The organism is Pseudomonas sp. FG13, from assembly GCF_057809755.1.
Map to the genome: position 1 here is coordinate 34,599 of NZ_JBMDKO010000001.1, position 23,314 is coordinate 57,912.

Sequence of the window (23,314 nt, forward strand, 5' to 3'; positions counted from 1 at the left end):
CATCAACTCAGCGGATCCCAGCGCTGGGACCAATCGCTGCCGCTCTTGACGACTGTACGCAGCACTTCGAACGCCTGTTGCAACGCTGCCGAATCCCGGTCCCGGGAATAGACCAGGTAAGTCGGATAGTTGAATTCCGGTGCCTTGGGCACTCGTTCCAGGATGCCGCTGTCCAGGTAGCTCTGCACGACCCGCGTGCGGAAGTAGCCGCTGCCGCCGTTTTCCAGGATGTATTGCAAGGCCAGGGGGCCGAGGTTGAAGGTGACGGCAGCCTTGGCCTTGTCCGGCAGGGCGGTGTCGTGCTGATGGCGGAAATCGATGCCCCAGTCGATGTACACGTACGGCTCCGGGCAACTGGCCAGCCGCACCAGGATCAGTTTTTCTTCCAGCAGCTGTTCAACCTGCAGTCTCGGCCAGTATTCGGGTTGATACACCAGCGCGGCATCCAGCAGGCCCAGTTCCAGCTGTTGCAGCAGTTTCTCGCCGTCGCGGATGTCCATGCGCAAGGCATGGCCGGGAATCGCCTGGCGCAGTTCACGGGCCCAACTGAGCATCAAGGGATTGCACAGGCTGACCTCGCCGCCGATGTGCAGGACATTGCGATAGCCCTCGGGCAGGGGCAGGTCCCGACGAGCCGCTTCCCAGGTCTGCACGAGCTGATTGGCGTAGACGACGAAGGCTTCACCGTCGGTGGTCAGTCGCGCACCGGCTCGGTTGCGCACGAACAGCGCGCAACCGAGCTGACTTTCCAGCTTCTGTACCCGAGCGGTAATCGCCGTCTGGGTGACATGCAGCTTGTCGGCCGCTGCGGCGAGACTGCCGTGGCGGACAATTTCCAGGAAGGTGCGGGCGAGATCGATGTCCATGGTCGGGCCGATGCGGGGGGAGCGGGCATTGTAAGAGCTGGCACGCCTCCCCGATACCAACAATCACTGGACGGCTTCGGTCTTCGTCATCCGCGCCCATGGCGCAACCAGGCGTTCCGGCGTGCGACAGGCCTTGCGTTTGAACACGAAGTTGCGGCACTTTTCGGCGAAACCGTGGCGATTCTCCACCATGTCGCGCTGCATGTGCTGCAGCTCGCCATCCCGACACGCCTGGATCGCCGACAGGCTTCGTTCGGCCTTGCGGGCCCGGATGGCTTCGTAGGCGGGGTCGTGCCAGGCCCCGTTGGCCCGTTGTAGTAACCACAGGCCAAACTCGTCGGGGCAGCGTGGACCGATCTCCTGGACCATCCCATAGCGCAACGCCTGGCGGGCACTGATGGGCAGGCAGTCGTGGGTCAGTGTCCAGGCCCGGTCCGGCCCGACTGCGCGAGGCAGGCTGTAGGTCCAGTATTCGGAGCCGTACAGGCCCATGGTTGCGTAGTGGGGATTGAGTACGATGTCACTGCGAGCCAGCACGACATCGGCGGCCAGGGCCAGCATCACACCGCCCGCACCGGCATTGCCCGTCAGGCCGCTGACCACCAACTGCCGGGCGCTCAACAACTCAAGACAGACATCGTCGATGGCCTGGATGTTGGCCCAGGCCTCCAGGCCCGGTTGGGCGGCGGCCTGGATCACGTTCAGATGCACACCGTTGGAAAAACTGCCACGCCCGCCGCGGATCAACAGCACCCGAGTATCCCTGGACTTGGCCCAGCGCAGCGCGTCCACCAGGCGCCGGCATTGCTCGGTGCTCATCGCGCCGTTATAGAACTCGAACGTCAGTTCGCCCACCTCGCCGCATTCCCGGTAGCGAATGGGTTGATAAGCCTCGTCGCTGAACGGCTCTCGGGCCAATGAGCTGTCGAGCACCGGCACGCCGTCGAGTCGCTCCGACAGGACATGACGTGCCGGCCGCTTGAAGGTCGGTTCGCCGGGACGCGGTTTCTGGCGCAGGGCGCCGATCCAGAGGCTTGCGTCACCGGTTGCCACCAGCACCGCATCATCACGCACGGCCAGCAGTGTGCCGGGCAGGCCACGACGGCTATCCAGATGAGCGTCATACAGATAGAACTGGCCGCCGACCAAGCTCGCCAGCACGCCTGGCTGGCCATCGGCGGCGTCGATGCAGCGCTTGATAAACACGGCGCTGTCGTGCCAGCTGAAGGTGCGGTCGTCCTGGGTCATGTTCGGTCGCAGGCGCCCGACCACGTCATGGCGGCTGTAATCCAGCGGCACCGGGACGAAACCGCCGGCAAACTTTTCCACGACTTCGCGGATGCAGCGGATGGCCGCATCGCTGACCGGGCCGTTATACAACTCTGATTTGCGCAGACCTTCGGGCAAGTTGAACTCGCAGCTGGCCCAGATCGGCCCGGCGTCCATTTCCTCCACTGCTTGCAACGCCGTGACGCCCCAGCGTTCGGGTTGCCGCATGATGGTCCAGTCCAGCGCGCTGGCACCGCGATCACCGACGATGCCCGGGTGGATGATCACCACCGGCCGGCGGGGATTACGCCACAGTTGTTCGGGGACCCGGTCCTTGAGAAAGGGGCAGATCACCAGGTCGGCCCCGCTGTGTTCGATTTGCCGGCACACCGAATCCGGATCGGTGAACAGCACCACGCTGGGACGATGACCGGCCTCGCGCAGGTCCAGCCATGCACGTTGGGTCAGGCCGTTGAACGCGGTCGATAGCAAAATGATTTTCAATGTGGGCATGAAATTCCCTTCCTTGAGATAAACGAGTGCCAGCTCCCGATGAGCCGTCCTTGGCATCTGATGGAGGCGTTAAGTTAGCGGTTGGAAGGCGAGGGGCAACTGACCGGGATCAAGGTTGCGTGTGCTGGGCGAAATCGGGGGAGGCAGAAACGCGAATCCCGCCACGGGGGCGGGATTCGTTACAGCCGAGGGCACCCTGGGAGGGTGCGCAGGCTCAGGCCGGGAACAGCTCGGAGAGCTTCATCGACAGCATCATGTCGCCTTCGACACGCAGTTTGCCGCCCATGAACGCTTGCATGCCGTCGGTTTCACCGCTGACGATGCCCTTGAGGGTTTCGCTGTCCATCACCAGCGTGCAGTTGGCGTCGGCATTCTCGCCTTCCTGCAATTCACAGGTACCGTCCTTGACGATCAGGGCGTACTGCTTGTCTTCGTCGGTGATGTTGAAACCGAATACCAGGTCCAGGCCGGCAGCGGCAGCTGGGTTGAATTTTTCTTTCATCTTTTGTACGGCGTCGACTACGGAGGTCATGGTTTCGATCCTTATCGGGTTGATACAGCAAGGGTCTACGATTAATTCGGCCTCAGCGGTAGGTGATGAGGTCCGGGGTCTTCAGCAGTTGCAGATGAGCATGGCTGTTGAAGGAAGCCAGGGCCACGTCGCGCCCCCTGAATTTCAGGTGGTTGAGCGAGGTGTTGACGATTTGCCAGTTCAGTTCGAAGGCCTGTCGGGCCGGTATCCGGGTGATCAGGTGAAGCAGGGCGGTAATCGTGCCGCCGGACGTGAACACGGCGATCTTGTGGCTGTTGTCGGCCTGTTCCAGGATGCGCTGCAGGCCGGCCTGGACCCGCTCGACGAAACCCAGCCAGCTCTCCAGCCCGGGCGGGTCGTACTGGCCGCTGAGCCAGCGCTCGACCACCAGCGCGAAGATGCGCTGGAATTCGGCGCGGTTCTGCGCCGCATTGCGCAGGATGTACAGGGCCTCGGGTTCCTGGGGCAGCATGTCCGGCAGCAGGGCTCGGATTACGGCGTCGGCATCGAATTCGTTGAACGCGGAGTCGGTTTCCACCTCGGGAACCGGCAGCCCGGCGGCGGACATCTGGCCCAGGGCGCCGGTGGCGGTATCCTGCTGCCGACGCAGGTCGCCCGAGAGGCAACGATCGAACACGACACCCAGCTCCGCCAGGTGGTTACCCAGCACCTGTGCCTGGCGTACGCCATTGGGTGAAAGGACATCGTAGTCGTCCGCACCAAAGGAGGCCTGGCCATGTCGAATCAGATAGATACTGCCCACGTCCGCGTCATCCCGGTACGTTGAAGGTTTGGCGAGGTTATGAGGATGGCGGTGAGCTGTCAATGAAAAAACATACGCTTGTTTGAAATGTCCGTTACAGCCTTGTCCTGCCTGGTCCGGGCTTAAGGTAACCACAGGTTTCCCGGCTGGTAGCGACGCAGGCGCATGGGTATGCTGGGAGCGTTTAATGTCCGCCCTCGAGCGGTGAGTCGAGAATCAATTAGGAGTGATCGTGGAGTTCTTTATCGAATACGCCGGCTTTCTGGCCAAGACCGTGACGCTGGTCATCGCCATCCTGGTGGTGCTGGCCAGTTTTGCTGCCCTGCGCAGCAAGGGGCGGCGCAAGTCGGCCGGCCAGTTGCAGGTGAGCAAACTCAACGATTTCTACAAGGGGCTTCGCGAGCGCCTGGAACAGACACTGCTGGACAAGGATCAGCTCAAGGCCCTGCGCAAGCGCGAAGGCAAGACTGAGAAAGCGCAGAAGAAACAGAAGGAAAAACCGACGGCCAAGCCCCGGGTGTTCGTGCTGGACTTCGACGGCGACATCAAGGCATCGGCCACCGAGAGCCTGCGTCATGAAATCACCGCGCTGTTGACCCTGGCAACGCCGAAGGACGAAGTGGTGCTGCGCCTGGAAAGCGGTGGCGGCATGGTGCACAGCTATGGACTGGCCTCGTCGCAACTGGTGCGGATCCGTCAGGCCGGCGTACCGCTGACCGTGTGCATCGACAAAGTCGCGGCCAGTGGCGGGTACATGATGGCCTGCATCGGCGAGAAGATCATCAGCGCACCTTTCGCCATCCTCGGCTCCATCGGCGTCGTGGCCCAGTTGCCGAACGTCAACCGCCTGCTGAAGAAGCATGACATCGACTTCGAAGTCCTGACCGCCGGCGAGTACAAGCGCACGCTGACGGTGTTCGGCGAAAATACCGAGAAGGGCCGGGAGAAATTCCAGCAGGACCTGGACATCACCCACGACTTGTTCAAGAGCTTCGTGTCCAACTACCGCCCGCAACTGGCCATTGATGAAGTGGCGACCGGCGAGGTCTGGCTGGGTGTCGCCGCGCTCGGCAAACATCTGGTGGACGAGTTGAAGACCAGCGACGAATACCTGGCCGAGCGCGCCAAGAGCGCCGAGCTGTACCACCTGCACTATGCCGAACGCAAAAGCCTGCAGGAGCGCGTCGGCATCGCGGCCAGCGGCTCGGTGGACCGTGTCCTGCTGAGCTGGTGGAGCCGCCTGACCCAGCAGCGGTTCTGGTAACTCTGCTACCTCAATCCCTGTGGGAGCGAGCCTGCTCGCGATAGCGGTCTGTCAGTCACTGCAGTATCGACTGGATCACCGCCATCGCGAGCAGGCTCGCTCCCACACTGAACTTCGGTGATTGCTGGAAATGAAAAAGCCCTGAACCGGAATATCCGGATCAGGGCTTTTTCATTACAGCGGACTCAGCGACGACGGAACAGCGGCAGCGGTTCGTCGGTGGCGGCCTGGTAGGTCACCGAGAAGTCCTTGAGGCTTTCGAGGGCTTCGTAGGGGTCCTTGTCGGCGCGCAGGGCGAACGCGTCGAAACCGCAGCGGCGCATGTAGAACAGCTGGTCGCGCAGCACATCGCCAATGGCCCGCAGTTCGCCCTTGAAGCCGTAGCGATCACGCAACAGGCGGGCGTTGGAGTAGCTGCGGCCGTCGGTGAAGGCCGGGAAGTTCAGGGCGATGACCTGGAGCTGATTGGCGTCGTCGCCGATCTCTTCCGCTTCTTCGTCGGCATCCAGCCACACGCCCAGGCCGCCATCGCGGGCCTTGAGGGCACGGGAATGATCACGCCACAGGGCCAGGGGGACGATCAGGTCGTCGCAGTTGGAAATACCATCGAGGGTCGCGTCCTTGGGCAGCAGGTGCCAGGTTTCGTCGATGACCTCGTTGTTCTTAATGATTCGCTGCATAGACGCGTTCCTTGAAGAGGTCGATGCCGATACGTTGGTAAGTGTCGATGAAACGCTCGTCTTCGGTACGTTGTTCGATGTACACGTCGATCAGCTTCTCGATCACGTCTGGCATATCGTCCTGGGCAAACGAAGGCCCGAGGATCTTGCCCAGGCTGGCGTCGCGGCTGCCGCTGCCACCCAGGGAGACCTGGTAGAACTCTTCGCCTTTCTTGTCCACGCCCAGGATGCCGATGTGGCCGACGTGGTGGTGACCGCAGGCGTTCATGCAACCGGAAATGTTCAGGTCCAGTTCGCCGATGTCGAACAGGTAGTCCAGATCGTCGAAACGGCGCTGGATCGATTCGGCGATCGGGATCGACTTGGCGTTGGCCAGGGAGCAGAAATCGCCGCCCGGGCAGCAGATCATGTCGGTCAGCAGGCCAATGTTCGGTGTGGCGAAACCCTGCTCGCGCAACTCGCCCCACAGGGTGAACAACTGGCTCTGTTCGACGTCGGCCAGGATGATGTTCTGCTCGTGGGACGTGCGCAACTGACCGAAGCTGTAGCGGTCGGCCAGATCGGCCACGGCGTCCAGCTGCTTGTCGGTGATGTCGCCCGGCGCAACACCGGTCGGCTTCAGGGATAGGGTGACCGCGATGTAGCCAGGCTTCTTGTGGGTCAGGGTGTTGCGGCTGCGCCAACGGGCGAAGCCCGGATGTTCCTTGTCGAGTGCTGCGAAGTCCTGGTTGTCCAAGGCCTTGTATTGCGGGTCGACGAAGTGTTTGGCCACGCGGTGGACTTCAGCTTCGGTCAGGGTGGTCTGGCCGCCACGCAGGTGAACCATTTCGGCTTCGACCTTCTCGGCGAACACTTCAGGTGTCAGGGCCTTGACCAGGATCTTGATCCGCGCCTTGTACTTGTTGTCGCGACGGCCATAGCGGTTGTACACCCGCAGGATGGCGTCGAGGTAGCTCAGCAGGTCCTGCCAGGGCAGGAACTCATTGATGAATGCACCCACCACCGGCGTGCGACCGAGGCCACCGCCCACCAGCACGCGGAAGCCCAGCTCGCCCGCAGCGTTGTAGACCGCCTCCAGGCCGATGTCGTGGACTTCGATGGCGGCGCGGTCCGAGGTCGAGCCGTTGATGGCGATCTTGAACTTGCGCGGCAGGTAGGCGAATTCCGGGTGGAACGTGGTCCACTGACGGACGATCTCGCACCATGGACGTGGGTCGATCAACTCATCGGCCGCGACACCGGCGAACTGGTCGGTGGTGACGTTGCGCAGGCAGTTGCCGCTGGTCTGGATCGCGTGCATTTGCACGGTGGCCAGCTCAGCCAGGATCTCGGGGACATCTTCCAGGGCCGGCCAGTTGTACTGGACGTTCTGCCGCGTACTGATGTGGGCGTAGCCCTTGTCGTAGTCGCGGGCAATCTGGGCCAGCTTGCGCACCTGGCGTGCGGTCAGTTGGCCGTAAGGCACCGCCACCCGCAGCATCGGGGCGAAACGCTGGATGTACAGGCCGTTCTGCAGGCGCAGAGGGCGGAATTCTTCTTCGCTCAGCTCGCCTGCCAGATAGCGTCGGGTCTGATCACGGAACTGCTTGACGCGGTCCTCGATGATCCGCTGATCGTACTCGTCATATACGTACATATAAGTCTCGGTCTCAGGCTTGGGCCGATCAGAAACAGCTGCGTATTGGCTCGCTGGAATCGGGTTCTGCCTCGGCAATTCTGCGCGCACGGCCGCGCACTCCTAAAGGAGCCGGTGCACGATACCTGTTTTGAGTTATGCGCAAAAGTGATGTTTGAGTATATGTAAAGAACCAAATGACCTAATGGGGTCTATCGGCATGGAACCCACATTTGTCGTATGGGCAATCATCGTCTTAACTGTGGTCGAGTCCCTATGCAATCACCTAAAAAACCGACAAGAGGCGATGCAATGAGCAATCCGACCAAAGCAAGGAAAAGCGACAGCACTGTTGATGCCTGGGCCATTCTGTTCCTGATAATCCTGGTGGTAGGCACGGCGGTGTTCTGGGTCAGTCATCAGTAGTCGGTCGTCCAACGCAATAAAAACCTGTGGGAGCAAAGCCTGTGGGAGCAAAGCTTGCTCGCGATGATCGATGACGCGGTCTCGACCGTGTCGTTTGCGTCGCGAGCAAGCTTTGCTCCCACAGGCTTTGCTCCCACAGGGATTGATGTGCAGGAAGATCGTTCTATATCCCCGCCAGATGCACCACCAGCTTGACGATGCCAAACAGCGTCAGGGCGAAGATCACCGTGAACGCGATCCCCAGGATCACGAAGTGACTCGGTTTGCCGTGGGTGAAGTCACGGGCGCGGTTCTTGCCGCTCTGCACGCCAAAGGCGGCGGCCAGTACGCTGTGCATCATCTGCAGCAGGGTTGGCGGCTTGTTGTCGACTGGATCGTCCATAAATCCCTCGTCTGCCATGGGTATGGGACAAGCATAGACAACCCGTGAAAAAAAGGATCACGGCCGTTGCCGACCGTGATCCTTCACTCAGTTGTCGTAGCCCAGGTTCGGCGCCAGCCAGCGCTCGGTCACGCTCAGCTCCTGGCCCTTGCGACCGGTGTAGCTCTGGACCTGGTCCTTGTCGATCTTGCCCACGGCGAAGTATTGCGCCTGGGGATGAGCGAAGTACCAGCCACTGACCGCCGCCGCCGGGAACATGGCGTAGTGCTCGGTGAGGAACACGCCGCTGCGGCCGGCCTTCAGTTCGCTGGCCTCGGGATCAAGCAGGCGGAACAGGGTGGCTTTCTCGGTGTGATCCGGGCATGCAGGGTAACCGGGGGCAGGGCGGATGCCGGTGTACTGCTCCTTGATCAGCGCCTCGTTGTCCAGGCTTTCGTCTTTGGCATAACCCCAATGTTCCTTGCGCACCTGCTGGTGCAGCCACTCGGCGCAGGCTTCGGCCAGGCGGTCGGCCAGGGCCTTGACCATGATCGAGTTGTAGTCGTCGCCAGCTTCCTGGTAGGCCTTCGCCACTTCTTCGGCACCGATGCCTGCGGTGGTGATGAAGCCGCCGACGTAGTCGGTCACGCCGCTGTCCTTCGGCGCAACGAAGTCGGCCAGGGAGAAGTTCGGCTTGCCGTCGGTCTTGATGATCTGCTGGCGCAGGTGATGCAGGCGGGCCAGTGGCTTGCCGTCGTCGCCGTAGACTTCCAGGTCGTCGTCATGCACCTGGTTGGCCGGCCAGAAACCGAACACTGCGCGGGCACTGATGAGTTTCTCATCGATCAGCTTGCGCAGCATGGCCTGGGCGTCAGCGTACAGGGCGGTGGCGGCTTCGCCGACCACTTCATCGGTGAGGATGCGCGGGAACTTGCCGGCCAGGTCCCAGGAAATGAAGAACGGCGTCCAGTCGATGTATTCGGCCAGGACGTTCAAGTCGATGTCGTCCAGCACCCGGGCACCGGTGAACGTCGGCTTGACCGGCTGGTAGCTGCTCCAGTCGAACTGCGGCTTCTTGGCGACAGCGGCGGGGTAGCTCAGGCGTTCGGTACGGGCGCTGCGGTTGGCGGTGCGCTCGCGAACCTCGATGTAGTCCTGACGGGTTTTTTCGACGAACGCCGGTTTCAGTTCCTTGGACAGCAATTGGGTTGCCACCCCGACGGCGCGGGAGGCGTCGGTGACATAGATCACCGCGTCATTGCTGTACTTGGGCTCGATCTTCACCGCCGTGTGGGCCTTGGACGTCGTCGCGCCACCGATCATCAGCGGCAGATGGAAATCCTGGCGCTGCATCTCGCGAGCCACGTGCACCATCTCATCCAGGGACGGGGTGATCAGGCCGGACAGGCCGATGATGTCGCATTTCTCCTCCTTGGCCACCTGCAGGATTTTTTCCGCTGGCACCATCACGCCCAGGTCGACGATGTCATAACCGTTGCAACCGAGCACCACGCCGACGATGTTCTTGCCGATGTCATGGACGTCACCCTTGACCGTCGCCATCAGGATCTTGCCCTTGGCTTCCGGCTTGTCGCCTTTTTCCGCCTCGATGAACGGAATCAGGTGGGCCACGGCCTGCTTCATCACGCGGGCGGACTTGACCACCTGGGGCAGGAACATCTTGCCGGCGCCGAACAGGTCGCCAACGATGTTCATGCCGGCCATCAACGGACCTTCGATGACTTCGATAGGGCGCGTGAACGACAGGCGCGATTCCTCGGTGTCCTCGACGATGTGGGTGGTGATGCCCTTGACCAGGGCATGCTCCAGGCGCTTGTTGACGTCCCAGTTGCGCCACTCCTCGGTTTCCGCTTCCTTGGTGCTGCCGTCGCCCTTGTATTTGTCGGCAATGGCGAGCAGGGCGTCGGTGCCTTCCGGGGTGCGGTTGAGGATCACGTCTTCCACGGCGTCGCGCAGTTCCACCGGGATCTGGTCGTAGATCTCCAGCTGGCCGGCGTTGACGATACCCATGGTCAGGCCCGCGCGGATCGCATACAGCAGGAATACCGAGTGGATCGCCTCGCGCACCGGGTTGTTGCCCCGGAATGAGAACGACACGTTGGACACCCCGCCGGAGGTCAGCGCGTAGGGCAGCTCGTCGCGGACATAGGCACAGGCGTTGATGAAGTCCACGGCATAGTTGTTGTGTTCTTCGATACCGGTGGCGACAGCGAAGATGTTCGGGTCGAAGATGATGTCTTCCGGTGGGAAGCCCACTTCATTGACCAGGATGTCGTAGGAGCGCTTGCAGATTTCCTTCTTGCGCGCCTCGGTGTCGGCCTGGCCGGCTTCGTCGAACGCCATCACCACCACGGCGGCGCCGTAGCGCTTGCACAATTTGGCGTGATGGATGAATTGCTCGACGCCTTCTTTCATGCTGATGGAGTTGACGATGCCCTTGCCCTGGATGCACTTGAGGCCGGCTTCGATCACTTCCCATTTCGACGAGTCGATCATGATCGGCACGCGGGAGATGTCCGGTTCGCCGGCAATCAGATTGAGGAAGGTCACCATGGCCTTCTTCGAATCGAGCATGCCCTCGTCCATGTTGATGTCGATCACCTGGGCGCCGGCCTCGACCTGCTGCAGGGCCACCTCCAGGGCTTCGGTGTAGTTGTCTTCGCGGATCAGCCGGGCGAACTTGGCGGAGCCGGTGATGTTGGTCCGCTCGCCGACGTTGACGAACAGCGAGCTTCGATCGATGGTGAACGGTTCCAGGCCCGACAGGCGGCAAGCCCGGGGAATTTCCGGAATCGGTCGTGGCGCATAACCGGCCACTGCCTTGGCGATGGCTTCGATGTGCGCCGGCGTGGTGCCGCAGCAGCCGCCGACGATGTTCAGGAAGCCGCTCTGGGCGAACTCTTCGATGACCTTGGCGGTTTGCGCCGGCAGTTCGTCGTATTCACCGAATTCGTTGGGCAGGCCGGCGTTCGGGTGCGCCGAGACATGGGTGCTGGCCTTGTTCGACAGCTCTTCCAGGTACGGGCGCAGTTCGCTGGCGCCCAGGGCGCAGTTCAGGCCGACGGAAATCGGCTTGGCGTGGGCCACGGAGTTCCAGAAGGCTTCGGTGGTCTGGCCGGAGAGGGTGCGGCCGGAGGCGTCGGTGATGGTGCCGGAAATCATGATCGGCAGTTCGACGCCCAGTTCTTCGTAGACCCCTTGCACGGCGAAGATCGCCGCCTTGGCGTTCAGGGTGTCGAAGATGGTTTCGATCAGGATCAGGTCGGCGCCGCCCTCGATCAGACCCTTGGTGGCCTCGGTGTAGTTCTCCACCAGTTCGTCGAAGGTCACGTTGCGGTAGCCGGGGTTGTTCACGTCTGGCGACAGCGAGCAGGTGCGGCTGGTCGGGCCAAGCACGCCGGCGACGAAGCGCGGCTTGTCCGGGGTCTCGAGGGTCTTGGCGTCGGCCACCTTGCGGGCCAGGCGCGCACCTTCCAGGTTCAGCTCATAGGCCAGGCCCTGCATGCCGTAGTCGGCCTGGGACACCTGGGTGGCGTTGAAGGTGTTGGTTTCGAGGATGTCGGCGCCGGCATCCAGGTAGGCTTTCTCGATGGAGCCGATCACGTCGGGACGGGTCAGCACCAGCAAATCGTTGTTGCCCTTGACGTCGCTCGGCCAGTCGGCGAAGCGCTTGCCGCGATAGTCCTGCTCCTCCAGCTTGTAGCTCTGGATCATCGTGCCCATGCCGCCGTCGAGGATCAGGATGCGTTCCTTGAGGGCTTGCTGGAGAAGATAAAGGCGAGCGCTGCGATCAGACATAGGACTACCTGGAAAAAAGACCATTACGAAGCCAGGAATCATAGCAAACCTGTGCCGGATTTGATCGCGGGTGGCTTTTGCATGAATTTCGCTCATGTTTGCAACCGGCTGCTGGCCCGGTAGAATCGCTGCTCTATCTCTTAGGGACCGAGACATGCCGTACCGCGTCTTATTCGGCAGTCTGTTGCTGCTGTTGTCTTTTGCCGCAGCCGCCAAGGATCCCGTGCCAGCGTTGTCCTACACCCGCGACATCCAGCCGATCTTCACCGAGAAGTGCGTGGCCTGCCACGCTTGCTACGACTCCGCTTGCCAGTTGAACCTGGGCAGCGGCGAAGGTGCGGCCCGGGGCGCGAGCAAAATGTCGGTGTATGACGGCGAGCGCCGCGAGGCCGCCGTCCCGACCCGCTTGTTCTATGACGCCTCCGGCCCGCAGGCCTGGCAGCGCAAGGGCTTTTATTCGGTGCTCGATGCCCAGGGCAGCCAGGCTGCGTTGATGGCGCAGATGCTGGCGCTGGGGCACGGCGCGCCGCTGCAGCCCAACGCCAAGCTGCCGGAAGAGATCGTGCTGGGTCTCGGGCGTGAAAACAGCTGCGCGATGCCGGGGCAATTCGATGGGTACGCCGCCGCGCACCCCAGGGAGGGTATGCCCATGGCGGTCACCGGCCTGACCGAGCAGCAATACCAGACCTTGCAGCGCTGGCTGGCCGCCGGCGCGCCCATCGACCAGCAAGCTCTGGCCCCAAGTTCCGCTGAAGCCTTGCAGGTGGTGCAATGGGAAAACCTGCTTAACGCCCCCGGCGCCCGGGAGAGCCTGGTGGCCCGCTGGTTGTTTGAGCACTGGTTTTTGGCGCACATCTATTTCAAGGACGGCGAGCCAGGGCATTTCTTCCAGTGGGTGCGTTCGCGCACGCCCAGTGGCCAGCCGATCGACCTGATCAACACCCGTCGCCCGAACGACGATCCCGGCACCCGCGTCTATTACCGGCTCTGGGCTGTGCAAGGGGTGATCGTGCACAAGACCCACATCACCTACGGGCTGAGTGCGGCCAAGATGGCGCGGATCAAGAGCCTGTTTTACAAGGGCAACTGGCAGGTCACGGCGTTGCCCGGCTACGGCCCGGAGCGCCGCTCCAACCCGTTCTCCACCTTTGAAGCGATCCCGGCCCAAGCCCGCTATCAGTTCATGCTCGATAACGCCGAATATTTCGTGCGCACCTTTATCCGCGGCCCGGTCTGTCGGGGCCAGATCGCCACGGACGTGATCCGCGACAATTTCTGGGCGCTGTTCCAGGCCCCTGAGCACGATCTGTACATCACCGATCCGAACTATCGCGGCCAGGCCACGCCATTGCTGGCGATGCCGGGGCAGAACGACGATGTGGGCAGCGTTGTCAGCCTGTGGCTCGACTATCGGGACAAGCGCAACGCCTACGAGGCCCTGCGCCGGGATAATTACGCCGAGTTGCCGGCACCGAGCTGGTCGACGCTGTGGGCCGGTAACGACAATGCCTTGCTGAGTATTTTCCGGCACTTCGACAGCGCCTCGGTCACCAAGGGCCTGATCGGCGAAGTACCGCAGACGATGTGGCTGTTCGACTTCCCGTTGTTGGAGCGCACCTATTACCAACTGGCGGTGAATTTCGATGTGTTCGGCAACGTCTCCCATCAGGCCCAGACGCGGCTGTACTTCGACCTGATTCGCAATGGCGCGGAACAGAACTTCCTGCGCCTGATGCCGGCCGATTCCCGTGAAGACTATCTCGACGACTGGTATCAGTCCGGCGGCAAATTCAAGATGTGGCTGGATTACGAGAGCATCGACAATGACAAGCCGACCGCTCTCAAGCTGGACGAACGCGACCCCAAGGGCGATTTCGCCCGGCAATTGCTGGTCCGCTATGGCGAGCTGAATGCGCGGCCCGATCCGATCAATCGCTGCGACGGCGCCTATTGCTCGCGCCCGAACATCGATCCGGCCTTGCAGAACGCTGAGCAGGCCCTCAGTCGCCTGGTGTCGCGCCCGGCGGCGGGGCTTCGGGTCATCGACCAGTTGCCGGAAGCGACGATGCTGCGCATCGAAACCTCCAACGGTCATCGCGAGATCTACAGCCTGCTGCGCAACCGCGCCCATAGTAATGTGGCGTTCCTGCTGGGCGAGGAGCGGCGCTATCAGCCGGGGCTGGACACCTTGACGGTTTATCCGGGCGTGCTCAGCAGCTACCCGAACTTCATGTTCAATATCCCGGCCGGACAAGTCCCGGCGTTCGTCGACGCCATGGAAAACGCCCAGGATGAGCAAGCTTTCGAGCGGATTGTCGAGCGTTGGGGGATTCGTCGCAGTCACCCGCAGTTCTGGCACTACTTCCATGACTTGAGCCGTTACATCGAGGAAACCGAGCCCCTGGAGGCCGGCGTGCTGGACATGAATCGCTACCAGAACCTCTGACCGGCATGTCCCGGCGGCGAAACCCGTGCCGCCGGCTGCTTTCCTGACAAAAATACTGGGACTTTGTCCGGCGCCCTGATTTGGCGTAAACTGCCGGCAAGCCTGCGAGGAGTTTCCATGACCGCCATTACGATTACCGATGCCGCCCACGATTACCTGGCCGACCTGCTGTCCAAGCAGAACACGCCGGGTATCGGGATCCGCATCTTCATCACCCAGCCCGGCACCCAGTACGCAGAGACGTGCATTGCCTACTGCAAGCCGGGGGAAGAAAAGCCCGAAGACACCGCGTTGGGGCTCAAGAGCTTCACCGCCTACATCGATTCGTTCAGCGAAGCGTTCCTGGACGATGCGGTCGTCGATTACGCCACCGACCGGATGGGCGGCCAACTGACCATCAAGGCGCCGAATGCCAAAGTGCCGATGGTCAACGCCGACAGCCCGATCAACGAGCGCATCAACTATTACCTGCAAACCGAAATCAACCCGGGGCTGGCCAGCCACGGCGGCCAGGTGTCGCTGATCGACGTGGTGGAAGACGGCATCGCCGTGCTCCAGTTCGGCGGCGGCTGCCAGGGCTGTGGTCAGGCTGACGTGACCCTGAAGGAAGGTATCGAGCGCACGCTGCTCGAGCGTATCCCGGAACTCAAGGGCGTGCGCGACGTGACCGACCATACGCAGAAAGAAAACGCTTACTACTGATCGTTGCGGGCCGGCCTGCCGCCATCGCGAGCAGGCTCGCTCCCACAGGATCTGTGGTGGATACATAATTTGCGGCCACCCCGACCCCCTGTGGGAGCGGGCTTGCTCGCGAAGTCGTCAGCACAGTCAACATCGATGCAGGCTGACCCACCGCTTTCGCGAGCAAGCCCGCTCCCACAAGGGAGTTGTGCTGTTCGGCTGACGGGTCAAGGCCTGTAGAGATGTGCATGCCCGGCGCGGTAGAGCGATGATTCGCTGAACACGTCGTTGCCCAGCACCCGTCCCACCAGAATCAGCGCCGTGCGGCGAAAGCCCTTGGCCTGCACTTTTGCGGCAATGTCGGCCAGCGTCCCCATCACCCAATCCTGATCCGGCCAGGTCGCCCGGTGAATCACGGCAATCGGGCAATCCGCGCCGTAGTGGGGCAGCAGCTCACCGACGATTTTTCCCAGATGATTGACCCCCAGGTGGATCGCCATGGTCGTTCCGTGTTGCGCCAGGCTACCCAACTCTTCTCCGGCGGGCATCGCGGTCTTGTCCGCGTAGCGGGTGAGGATCACGCTCTGGGCGATATCCGGCAAGGTCAGTTCGGCGCCCAGCAGGGCGGCGCAGGCTGAGGTCGCGGTCACGCCTGGAATGATTTCAAAGGGGATGTCCAGTTCCCGCAGGCAACGAATCTGCTCGCCGATGGCGCCGTACAGGCTCGGGTCGCCGGAATGCACCCTGGCGACGTCCTGGCCGTTGCGATGGGCTGTCTCCATCAGTGCGATGATCTGTTCCAGATGCAGTTCGGCGCTGTTGATCACCTGTTCGGCGCAATGGCCCTCGAGCACGGCGGCGGGCACCAGGGAGCCGGCATAAATGATCACCGCGCAGCTGCGCACGAGTCGCTGGCCCTTGACGGTGATCAATTCCGGATCGCCGGGGCCGGCGCCAATGAAGTAGACGGTCATGACCGGTTCCTGAAAAAGGGTGGGGGAGCGATCTCTGAATGAAGATCGCTCATGATCCATGGAGGGCGATTATCGGGTTTTACGACGCGACCGCCAATGCCAGTGTGGCCTGGGCGCACTTTTGGCGAGGAATACGCAAGGTGGCAGCGGTCTGCCCCAGTTGTTCGGCGAGGGCCAGTGCCGCGCTTTCGGCAACGCCGTAGCAACCCGTGCGCTCGAAAGCGATCTGCGAGCGGTGGCTGAGGCGTTCCCGATAGCCCGATAACTGGCCGGCATTGAAGAAGGTCAGCGGCAGGGCCAGTTGCCCCGCCAATGCCAGCAGGCCTGGTTCGTCACGCTTGAGATCGATACTGGCCAGGGCCCCCACCGCTTCAAGCGCGATGCCGTGGGTCATCAATGCCTCATCCAGTAATGCGCGCAACACGCTAGCCGGGCAACCGCGCTGGCAGCCCAGGCCGACCACCAGCACCTGCCCGCTACTCATGCCTCGTGGTGAGCTTGACCGTCACGGCGGAACAGCCAGGCGCTGATCAGGCCGAGGGCCAGCCAGAACGCGACGTTGGTCAATTGCGAGGCGATCTTGAATTGGCTTTCAAGGGCTTCGGGCGCCAGCATCGAGTGGACCTCCGGCTGCGGTGCGCCGATGACATGGGGCACCAGTAAAGTCGCCACGCCCAGCAGTTTGAGCAGCCAATGCCTGCCGAACGCGATCAGGGCGATGCCCACGGCCGTGGACGCCGCGGTGCCGATCCACCACATTTGCCGTTGAGCCAGGTCGGCCGCGGCAGTGCCGGGCAGTTCCGGCGGCAGGCCAAGGGTTGGCGCGAGGACGAAGGTGGCATAACCGGCCAGGCCCCAGAGCAGACCTTGGGAGGTGCGGGTAGGTGTACGCAAGGTGTACAGGCCCGCCAGCATCAGGGCGAAACCCACCGCGACCACCAGGTTGCCGCCAGTGGTGGACAGCACGCGCTGCCAGCCATCTTCGGGTTCCCAGGCTTCGGCATCGTGGGTGTGAGCGGCGCCGTCGGCATGCTGATGGGCCTCCACAGGGGCTTCGGCCGCCGGGGCTTTTTCATAGGTCTCGGCCTGCAGGATCAGCGGCGAAACCCATAGGCTTTGCAGGAGGGTCAGCAGTAGGGCGGCCAGCAAACCACTGAACCCAGCGGTTTGCGCGATACGCTTGATCATGTCGGCAGGTCTCAATGGCACGGGAAGGCGGCGCTGTGGCGGGTGTCGTGGGCCGCGTTGTGCACCGCCTCGATGTGGGAGAAACCGGCGAAATAGACCAGGCCTGCTCCCAGGATCGAGGCGAGGATCGCCGCGCTCAGGCGCTGGCTCAGGGTCGTGGTGCTGCTGGTAGTGCGGGCGGTGGTGCTGATGGTCGACATGGCGCTTCCCTCTGTTCTTGTCTTGGCCAGTGGGTAAATCGAGCGCAATGAAACCCCGGGCCAAAGCCCGCCAGGATTCGAACAGCGCCCGCCCACCGCGGGTTTGTTGATATTTGAATTGCGGGCCGGTCTCCGGGCTCACGAGGGGCAGGGCCCTTGGCCTTGCCTGCAAGCGTCACCTTCCCATGCCATGGGGCACAGTGGATCTGACGCTTCGCTCGCTTACCGTTGCGGGGGCAGCACCGGACTGACGTGGCCTTGAAGTAAAGCACACGATTCACCGGTTTCCCGTTTCACCCTGTGAAGGGCACCCGTAACAAATGGTCTGTGTAGCGACACAGACCCTGCACAGGAGAGCATGGGTGGGGGTGGGGCGTCAATGAAACCGAGTTGTGGCCATCGCGAGCAGGCTCGCTCCCACAGGGAAATGCGCTTCCAATGTGGGAGCGAGCCTGCTCGCGATGGGGCCCGCTCATGCACCCGCGAACTTATCCGCAGACATTGACCCGCCCGCACACCCTGCGTAGCCTTGCGCCTTCGAGGTTCTTCGGTTTGCGCCGAAGCTAAGAAGGGAACGCGGTCCAAGCCGCGGCTGCCCCCGCAACTGTGAACGGTGACGTTCCTGCCAGGCCACTGTGCATGCAGCACGGGAAGGCGCAGGAATTGCCAGGGCTTTCTATGAAAAGCCGGGATCGGCCCGCCGTCAGCCAGGAGACCTGCCTCGAGACAGATTCTCACTACAACCGGGCGGGGTGATCCGGTGGCGAAATCTTCCGCGCACGCCTGTGCCTGCGGTTGTCGTCCCGTTTGCCCGCCACCTTGCCAAAGGGCATCCGATGAAAACACTGGCCAAACTTCCCGTCACTATCGTTACCGGTTTCCTCGGCTCGGGTAAGACCACGCTGCTGCGACACATGCTCGACAATGCCCAGGGCCGGCGTATCGCGGTCATCGTCAACGAGTTCGGCGAGCTGGGCATCGACGGTGAGATCCTCAAGCAGTGCTCCATCGGTTGCACCGAAGAAGAAGCCAGCGGCCGAGTCTATGAACTGGCCAACGGTTGCTTGTGCTGCACCGTGCAGGAGGAGTTCTTCCCGGTGATGCGCGAGCTGGTGGCCCGGCGCGCCGACCTCGACCATATCCTCATCGAAACGTCCGGCCTGGCCTTGCCCAAGCCGTTGGTCCAGGCCTTCCAGTGGCCGGAAATCCGCAGTGCCTGCACCGTCGATGCGGTGATCACCGTGGTCGACAGCCCAGCCGTGGCCGCTGGCACCTTCGCCGCCTTCCCCGATCAGGTCGATGCCCAGCGCAAGCTCGATCCGAACCTGGACCACGAGTCGCCGTTGCATGAACTGTTCGCCGATCAGTTGGCGAGCGCCGACCTGGTGATCCTCAACAAGGCCGACCTGATCAGCCCGGAAGACCTGGCGAAAGTCCGTCTTGAAGTGGCCGAAGAACTGCCACCGGCGGTCAAGGTCATCGAAGCCAGCAACGGTCGCCTGCCGCTGGAAGTGCTGATCGGCCTGGGTGCCGGTTCCGAAGAGCACATCGATAGCCGCCATAGTCATCACGATCACCATCATGACGGCGACGAGGATGATCACGATCATGACGCCTTCGACTCCATTTCCATCGAACTGCCCCAGGCGGACGAAAGCTTGCTCCTGGACGCGCTGACCCAGTTGGTGGTCCAGCACGGCGTGCTGCGGGTCAAGGGTTTCGCGGCGATCCCGAACAAGCCGATGCGCTTGCTGATCCAAGGCGTCGGCACGCGTTTCGACAAGCATTTCGACCGCCAGTGGGGGGCCGACGAAGCCCGGGTGACGCGTCTGGTGTTGATCGGCCAGGCGCTGGATGCCGGGCTGCTTGAAGCGCAGTTGCGCGCCGCCCTCAGCGTCTAAGCCATGCACCTGCTCAGGACCCAGCCTGGCGGCTTCGTCTCGGATGACAACATCGCCGACCTGGGGCAAACCCCCGCCGAGCTGGTGATCCTGTGCAGCGGCGATTCCAGCCTGGCGCTGTTGGCCGAAGCGGCGCGCCAGTTGCCGGACGACTACCCGCAGTTTCGCCTCGCCAACCCGATGCAGGTGCAGAACCACGCCTCGGTGGACCTTTACGTCGAGGACGTGCTGCGTCACGCCAAGGTCATCCTGTTGTCGCTGCACGGCGGTATCGGCTACTGGCGCTACGGCATCGAGCGCTTGATGGAACTGGCCGGACGCGGGGTGACGTTGATCCTGGTACCGGGGGACGACCGTCCGGACCCGGAACTCAGCGACTTGAGCAACGTGCCCGCTGCTGACCGCGACCGGCTCTGGCAGTTTTTGCGCCAGGGTGGGTTGGGCAATGCCCTGGACCTGTTTCACAACCTCGGTAGTCAATGGTTCGGGCGCGATTACGCTTGGGCTGAACCGCAGACCCTGCCGCGCACGGCCATCTACCATCCGCAGAAAACCGGTGCCAGCCTCGACGACTGGCAAGCTGACTGGCAGGCCGATCAACCCGTGGCGGCGGTGCTGTTCTATCGTTCCCATCTGCAAGCGGCGAACACGGCGTTCATCGATGTGTTCTGCCAGCGGTTGCAAGTGGCCGGGCTCAATCCGTTACCGATAGCGGTGGCGAGCCTCAAGGAGCCTGGTTGCCTGGCGCAGGTCGAAGACTGGCTGGACGAGGTGGCGGCCGGAGTGATCCTCAACACCACCGGGTTCGCCCAGTCGAGTCCGGAGACGCCGTACTTGCGGCCGTTTCGTCGCAACATTCCGGTGATCCAGGCGATCTGCGCCCAAGACAATGAACCCGGTTGGCGGGCTAGCGAGCAGGGCCTCGGCCCGCGGGACCTGGCGATGCACATTGCCTTGCCGGAACTGGACGGGCGGATCATCAGCCGCCCCATCAGCTTCAAGGACATGGCCTGGCGCAGCGAGCGCAGTCAGAGCGATGTGGTCTGCTACCGGGCCGTGCCCGAGCGCATGGATTTCGTTGCGCAACTGGCCCGGCGCTGGACCGAACTGGCGCGCCTGCCCAATGGGCAGAAGCGCGTGGCGTTGATCCTCGCCAACTACCCGACCCGGGACGGACGCATCGGCAACGGCGTCGGCCTGGATACCCCGGCGGCGGCGTTGAACATCCTGCGGGCCATGCAGGACGAGGGCTATCCGCTGCCCGCCGAACTGCCTGCCAGTGGCACCGCGCTGATCCAGCAGTTGCTGGGCGGGGTCAGCAACGACCTGGACAGTCTCGACCTGCGGCCGTGTCATCAGAGCCTGGCGCTGGAGGCTTACCAGGCCATGTTCGACACGCTGCCCGAGGCCAATCGCCAGGCGGTGCTGGAGCGCTGGGGTGCGCCCGAGACGGACCCGATGTTCCGCGCCGGTCGCCTGATGATCGCTGGCCTGCGCCTGGGCCTGACGTTTGTCGGCATCCAACCGGCCCGGGGGTATCAGGTCGATCCGAGTGCGGTCTACCACGACCCGGACCTGGTGCCGCCCCATGGCTACCTGGCGTTCTATTTCTGGTTGCGCCATACCTATGGTGCCCATGGCGTGATTCACGTCGGCAAGCACGGCAACCTCGAATGGCTGCCGGGCAAAGGCGTCGGGTTGTCGGAAAGCTGCTGGCCGGACGCGCTGCTGGGACCGCTGCCGAATATCTATCCGTTCATCGTCAACGACCCAGGCGAGGGGGCCCAGGCCAAGCGGCGTACCCAGGCGGTGATCATCGATCACCTGATGCCGCCGCTGACCCGCGCCGAAACCTACGGGCCGCTGCGTAACCTCGAGTTGCTGGCCGACGAGTATTACGAAGCGCAATTGCTCGACCCGCGCCGTGCCCGGGAACTGCAGCGGGACATCCTGAACCTGGTGCGCGAAACCCATATCGATCGCGAGCTGCAATTGGACGCCGACGCGGACGCGGCGATCTGGCTGCCGCGCCTGGACACCTACCTGTGCGATCTGAAGGAGTCACAGATCCGTGATGGTCTGCACATCTTTGGCGAGTCGCCCAGCGGACGGTTGCGTATCGACACCTTGCTGGCGTTGCTGCGCATTCCCCGGGGCGATGGCAAAGGCGCGCAGTCGAGCCTGTTGCGGGCACTGTCGAAGGCGTTCGGGCTGGGCTTCGATCCGTTGGATTGCGCCTTGGCCGACCCGTGGGCTGGCGACTGTCCCGAGGCGTTGCGGCAGGTCAGCGATGAGCCCTGGCGCACCGCCGGCGATACCCGCGAGCGCCTGGAGCTGTTTGCGGCAAGCTTGATCGAGCAGGCCTTGGAAGGCAGGGTCGAGCAATTGGAAGCGCCGGGTTGGCAGGACGTGAGCAGCATCATCGAGAGTCTGCGGTCCGTCGTGGCCCCGCGCCTGGATGCCTGTGGCCCGGCGGAAATGCGCGGCCTGCTCGATGCCTTGAGCGGACGCTTCGTGCCGGCGGGCCCCAGCGGTGCGCCGAGTCGTGGGCGCCTGGACGTGTTGCCCACCGGACGCAACTTCTTCTCGGTGGACGTACGCAACCTGCCCACCACCACGGCGTGGCGCATCGGTTTCCAGTCGGCGAATCTGATTCTGGAGCGGCACTTGCAGGATCACGGCGATCACCTGCGCCAGCTCGGCCTGTCGGTGTGGGGCACCGCCACCATGCGCACCGGCGGCGATGACATCGCCCAGGCCATGGCGCTGATGGGTGTACGCCCGGTGTGGGCTACGGGCAGCCAACGGGTGGATGATTTCGAGATCCTGCCGCTGAGCCTGCTGGATCGGCCCCGGGTCGATGTGACGCTGCGGGTATCGGGGTTCTTCCGGGACGCCTTTGCCAACCTGATCCGGCTGTTCGATGCGGCGGTGCAGGCCGTTGCCGCCCTCGATGAGCCGGAAGACATGAACCCCTTGGCGGCCAAGGTGCGGAGCGAGCGGGAGGCCTTGTTGGCGTCGGGCCTCGAGCCGGACGCGGCTGCCCGGCAGGCTGGCTGGCGGATCTTCGGCGCCAAGCCCGGTGCTTATGGCGCGGGGGTGCAGGGCGCCATCGACGGTCGTCTGTGGCAGCGCCGCGAGGACTTGGCCGAGGTGTACCTGAACTGGGGCGGCTACGCCTACGGTGGCGCAGATGAAGGCACTGCTGCGCGGGATCAGTTTTCCCGGCGCTTGAGCCAGGTGCAGGCGGTGCTGCAGAACCAGGACAATCGCGAGCATGACCTGCTCGATTCCAACGATTACTACCAGTTCCAGGGCGGCATGCTGGCGGCGGTGGAAACCCTCGGTGGAACCGCCGCGGCCAGCTACCACGGCGATCACAGCCAACCGGACTTGCCTCGGATCCGCACCCTCAAGGAAGAGCTCAACCGGGTCATCCGTTCCCGGGCGGCCAATCCGAAGTGGATCGACGGGGTCAAGCGTCACGGTTACAAGGGCGCGTTCGAACTGGCGGCGACGGTGGACAACCTGTTCGCTTTCGACGCCACGACGCAACTGATCGACGATCACCAGTACGCCTTGCTGGCCGATGCCTACCTGCTCGACCCGGACACCCGGGACTTCGTCCGCCAACACAACCCCGATGCCTTGCGGGACATGACCGAGCGCATGCTTGAGGCGCAGCAGCGGGGAATGTGGCAGGCGCCGGGGGCGTATCGCGAGGCGCTGGAGAATCTGTTGCTCGATATTGAAGAAGATGGTTGATGTGTACCATCAGCCGGCCATGTGCAGAACCTGTGGCGAGGTCGTCTGTGG

Annotated in this window: 17 protein-coding genes and 2 riboswitches; of the genes, 5 read left to right on the plus strand and 12 right to left on the minus strand. The window is 63.0% G+C overall.

Going from position 1 to position 23,314, the window contains the following annotated elements; all coding sequences use genetic code 11:
- Positions 1 to 2 precede the first annotated feature (2 nt).
- The 4 genes from ACODTO_RS00170 to ACODTO_RS00185 all read right to left on the minus strand — a co-directional run bounded on the left by ACODTO_RS00170 (position 3) and on the right by ACODTO_RS00185 (position 3,943).
- On the minus strand, positions 3 to 866 hold the full coding sequence (locus ACODTO_RS00170; RefSeq protein WP_139641937.1) for a LysR family transcriptional regulator: 864 nt from the start codon (positions 864 to 866) through the stop codon (positions 3 to 5).
- A 63-nt stretch (positions 867 to 929) separates the two neighbouring features.
- Complete coding sequence (locus ACODTO_RS00175; protein ID WP_489105806.1) at positions 930 to 2,648, minus strand: hydrogenase maturation protein; 1,719 nt, start codon at positions 2,646 to 2,648, stop codon at positions 930 to 932.
- 214 nt (positions 2,649 to 2,862) lie between these two features.
- Complete coding sequence (locus tag ACODTO_RS00180) at positions 2,863 to 3,180, minus strand: SCP2 sterol-binding domain-containing protein (protein WP_139641940.1); 318 nt, start codon at positions 3,178 to 3,180, stop codon at positions 2,863 to 2,865.
- Positions 3,181 to 3,232: 52 nt separating this feature from the next.
- A complete protein-coding gene (locus ACODTO_RS00185) occupies positions 3,233 to 3,943 on the minus strand; it encodes a histidine phosphatase family protein (RefSeq protein ID WP_489105807.1) in 711 nt (236 codons plus the stop codon).
- A 232-nt stretch (positions 3,944 to 4,175) separates the two neighbouring features.
- On the opposite strand from ACODTO_RS00185, the gene sohB reads away from it, so the two are divergent.
- On the plus strand, positions 4,176 to 5,207 hold the full coding sequence (gene sohB, locus ACODTO_RS00190; protein WP_489105808.1) for a protease SohB: 1,032 nt from the start codon (positions 4,176 to 4,178) through the stop codon (positions 5,205 to 5,207).
- A gap of 185 nt (positions 5,208 to 5,392) precedes the next feature.
- Here sohB and ACODTO_RS00195 read toward each other — a convergent pair whose 3' ends face one another.
- The 4 genes from ACODTO_RS00195 to metH form a co-directional block, all read right to left on the minus strand.
- Entirely contained in the window at positions 5,393 to 5,887 is a 495-nt protein-coding gene (locus ACODTO_RS00195; protein ID WP_139641944.1) for a DUF934 domain-containing protein, read from the minus strand.
- On the minus strand, positions 5,871 to 7,523 hold the full coding sequence (locus tag ACODTO_RS00200) for a nitrite/sulfite reductase (protein WP_139641946.1): 1,653 nt from the start codon (positions 7,521 to 7,523) through the stop codon (positions 5,871 to 5,873). Before ACODTO_RS00200 ends, ACODTO_RS00195 begins: the two co-directional genes overlap by 17 nt.
- 568 nt (positions 7,524 to 8,091) lie before the next feature.
- Positions 8,092 to 8,310, minus strand: coding sequence for a DUF2970 domain-containing protein (locus ACODTO_RS00205; protein ID WP_041021302.1), 219 nt, complete (start codon positions 8,308 to 8,310; stop codon positions 8,092 to 8,094).
- Between the two features lie 87 nt (positions 8,311 to 8,397).
- Complete coding sequence (metH, locus tag ACODTO_RS00210) at positions 8,398 to 12,108, minus strand: methionine synthase (RefSeq protein WP_464711162.1); 3,711 nt, start codon at positions 12,106 to 12,108, stop codon at positions 8,398 to 8,400.
- Between the two features lie 154 nt (positions 12,109 to 12,262).
- Between metH and ACODTO_RS00215 the strand changes: the two genes are divergently transcribed.
- The gene (locus tag ACODTO_RS00215; protein ID WP_175361318.1) at positions 12,263 to 14,554 is read left to right on the plus strand and encodes a fatty acid cis/trans isomerase; all 2,292 of its coding nucleotides are present in this window, start codon (positions 12,263 to 12,265) and stop codon (positions 14,552 to 14,554) included.
- 117 nt (positions 14,555 to 14,671) lie between these two features.
- Entirely contained in the window at positions 14,672 to 15,256 is a 585-nt protein-coding gene (gene nfuA / locus ACODTO_RS00220; protein ID WP_024781251.1) for a Fe-S biogenesis protein NfuA, read from the plus strand.
- A 206-nt stretch (positions 15,257 to 15,462) separates the two neighbouring features.
- On the opposite strand, the gene cobM is transcribed toward nfuA, so the two are convergent.
- The 4 genes from cobM to ACODTO_RS00240 form a co-directional block, all read right to left on the minus strand.
- Entirely contained in the window at positions 15,463 to 16,209 is a 747-nt protein-coding gene (cobM, locus tag ACODTO_RS00225) for a precorrin-4 C(11)-methyltransferase (protein ID WP_489105809.1), read from the minus strand.
- Between the two features lie 79 nt (positions 16,210 to 16,288).
- A complete protein-coding gene (locus ACODTO_RS00230) occupies positions 16,289 to 16,693 on the minus strand; it encodes a cobalamin biosynthesis protein (protein WP_489105810.1) in 405 nt (134 codons plus the stop codon).
- Positions 16,690 to 17,397 carry a CbtA family protein gene (locus ACODTO_RS00235; RefSeq protein ID WP_175361321.1) on the minus strand — a complete coding sequence of 236 codons (708 nt, stop codon included), beginning with the start codon at positions 17,395 to 17,397 and terminating at the stop codon, positions 16,690 to 16,692. The genes ACODTO_RS00230 and ACODTO_RS00235 overlap by 4 nt, the downstream gene beginning before the upstream one ends.
- Before the next feature lie 11 nt (positions 17,398 to 17,408).
- On the minus strand, positions 17,409 to 17,597 hold the full coding sequence (locus ACODTO_RS00240; protein WP_258632303.1) for a CbtB domain-containing protein: 189 nt from the start codon (positions 17,595 to 17,597) through the stop codon (positions 17,409 to 17,411).
- A 106-nt stretch (positions 17,598 to 17,703) separates the two neighbouring features.
- Positions 17,704 to 17,927, minus strand: a riboswitch (cobalamin riboswitch).
- 193 nt (positions 17,928 to 18,120) lie between these two features.
- Positions 18,121 to 18,335, plus strand: a riboswitch (cobalamin riboswitch).
- Positions 18,336 to 18,433: 98 nt separating this feature from the next.
- Here ACODTO_RS00240 and cobW point away from each other — a divergent pair.
- Both cobW and cobN read left to right on the plus strand, forming a co-directional pair.
- Complete coding sequence (gene cobW / locus ACODTO_RS00245) at positions 18,434 to 19,498, plus strand: cobalamin biosynthesis protein CobW (protein ID WP_489105811.1); 1,065 nt, start codon at positions 18,434 to 18,436, stop codon at positions 19,496 to 19,498.
- Positions 19,499 to 19,501: 3 nt separating this feature from the next.
- Positions 19,502 to 23,263: a cobaltochelatase subunit CobN gene (gene cobN / locus ACODTO_RS00250; protein WP_489105812.1), complete on the plus strand. Its 3,762-nt coding sequence runs from the start codon at positions 19,502 to 19,504 to the stop codon at positions 23,261 to 23,263.
- The last annotated feature ends 51 nt before the right edge of the window (positions 23,264 to 23,314 follow it).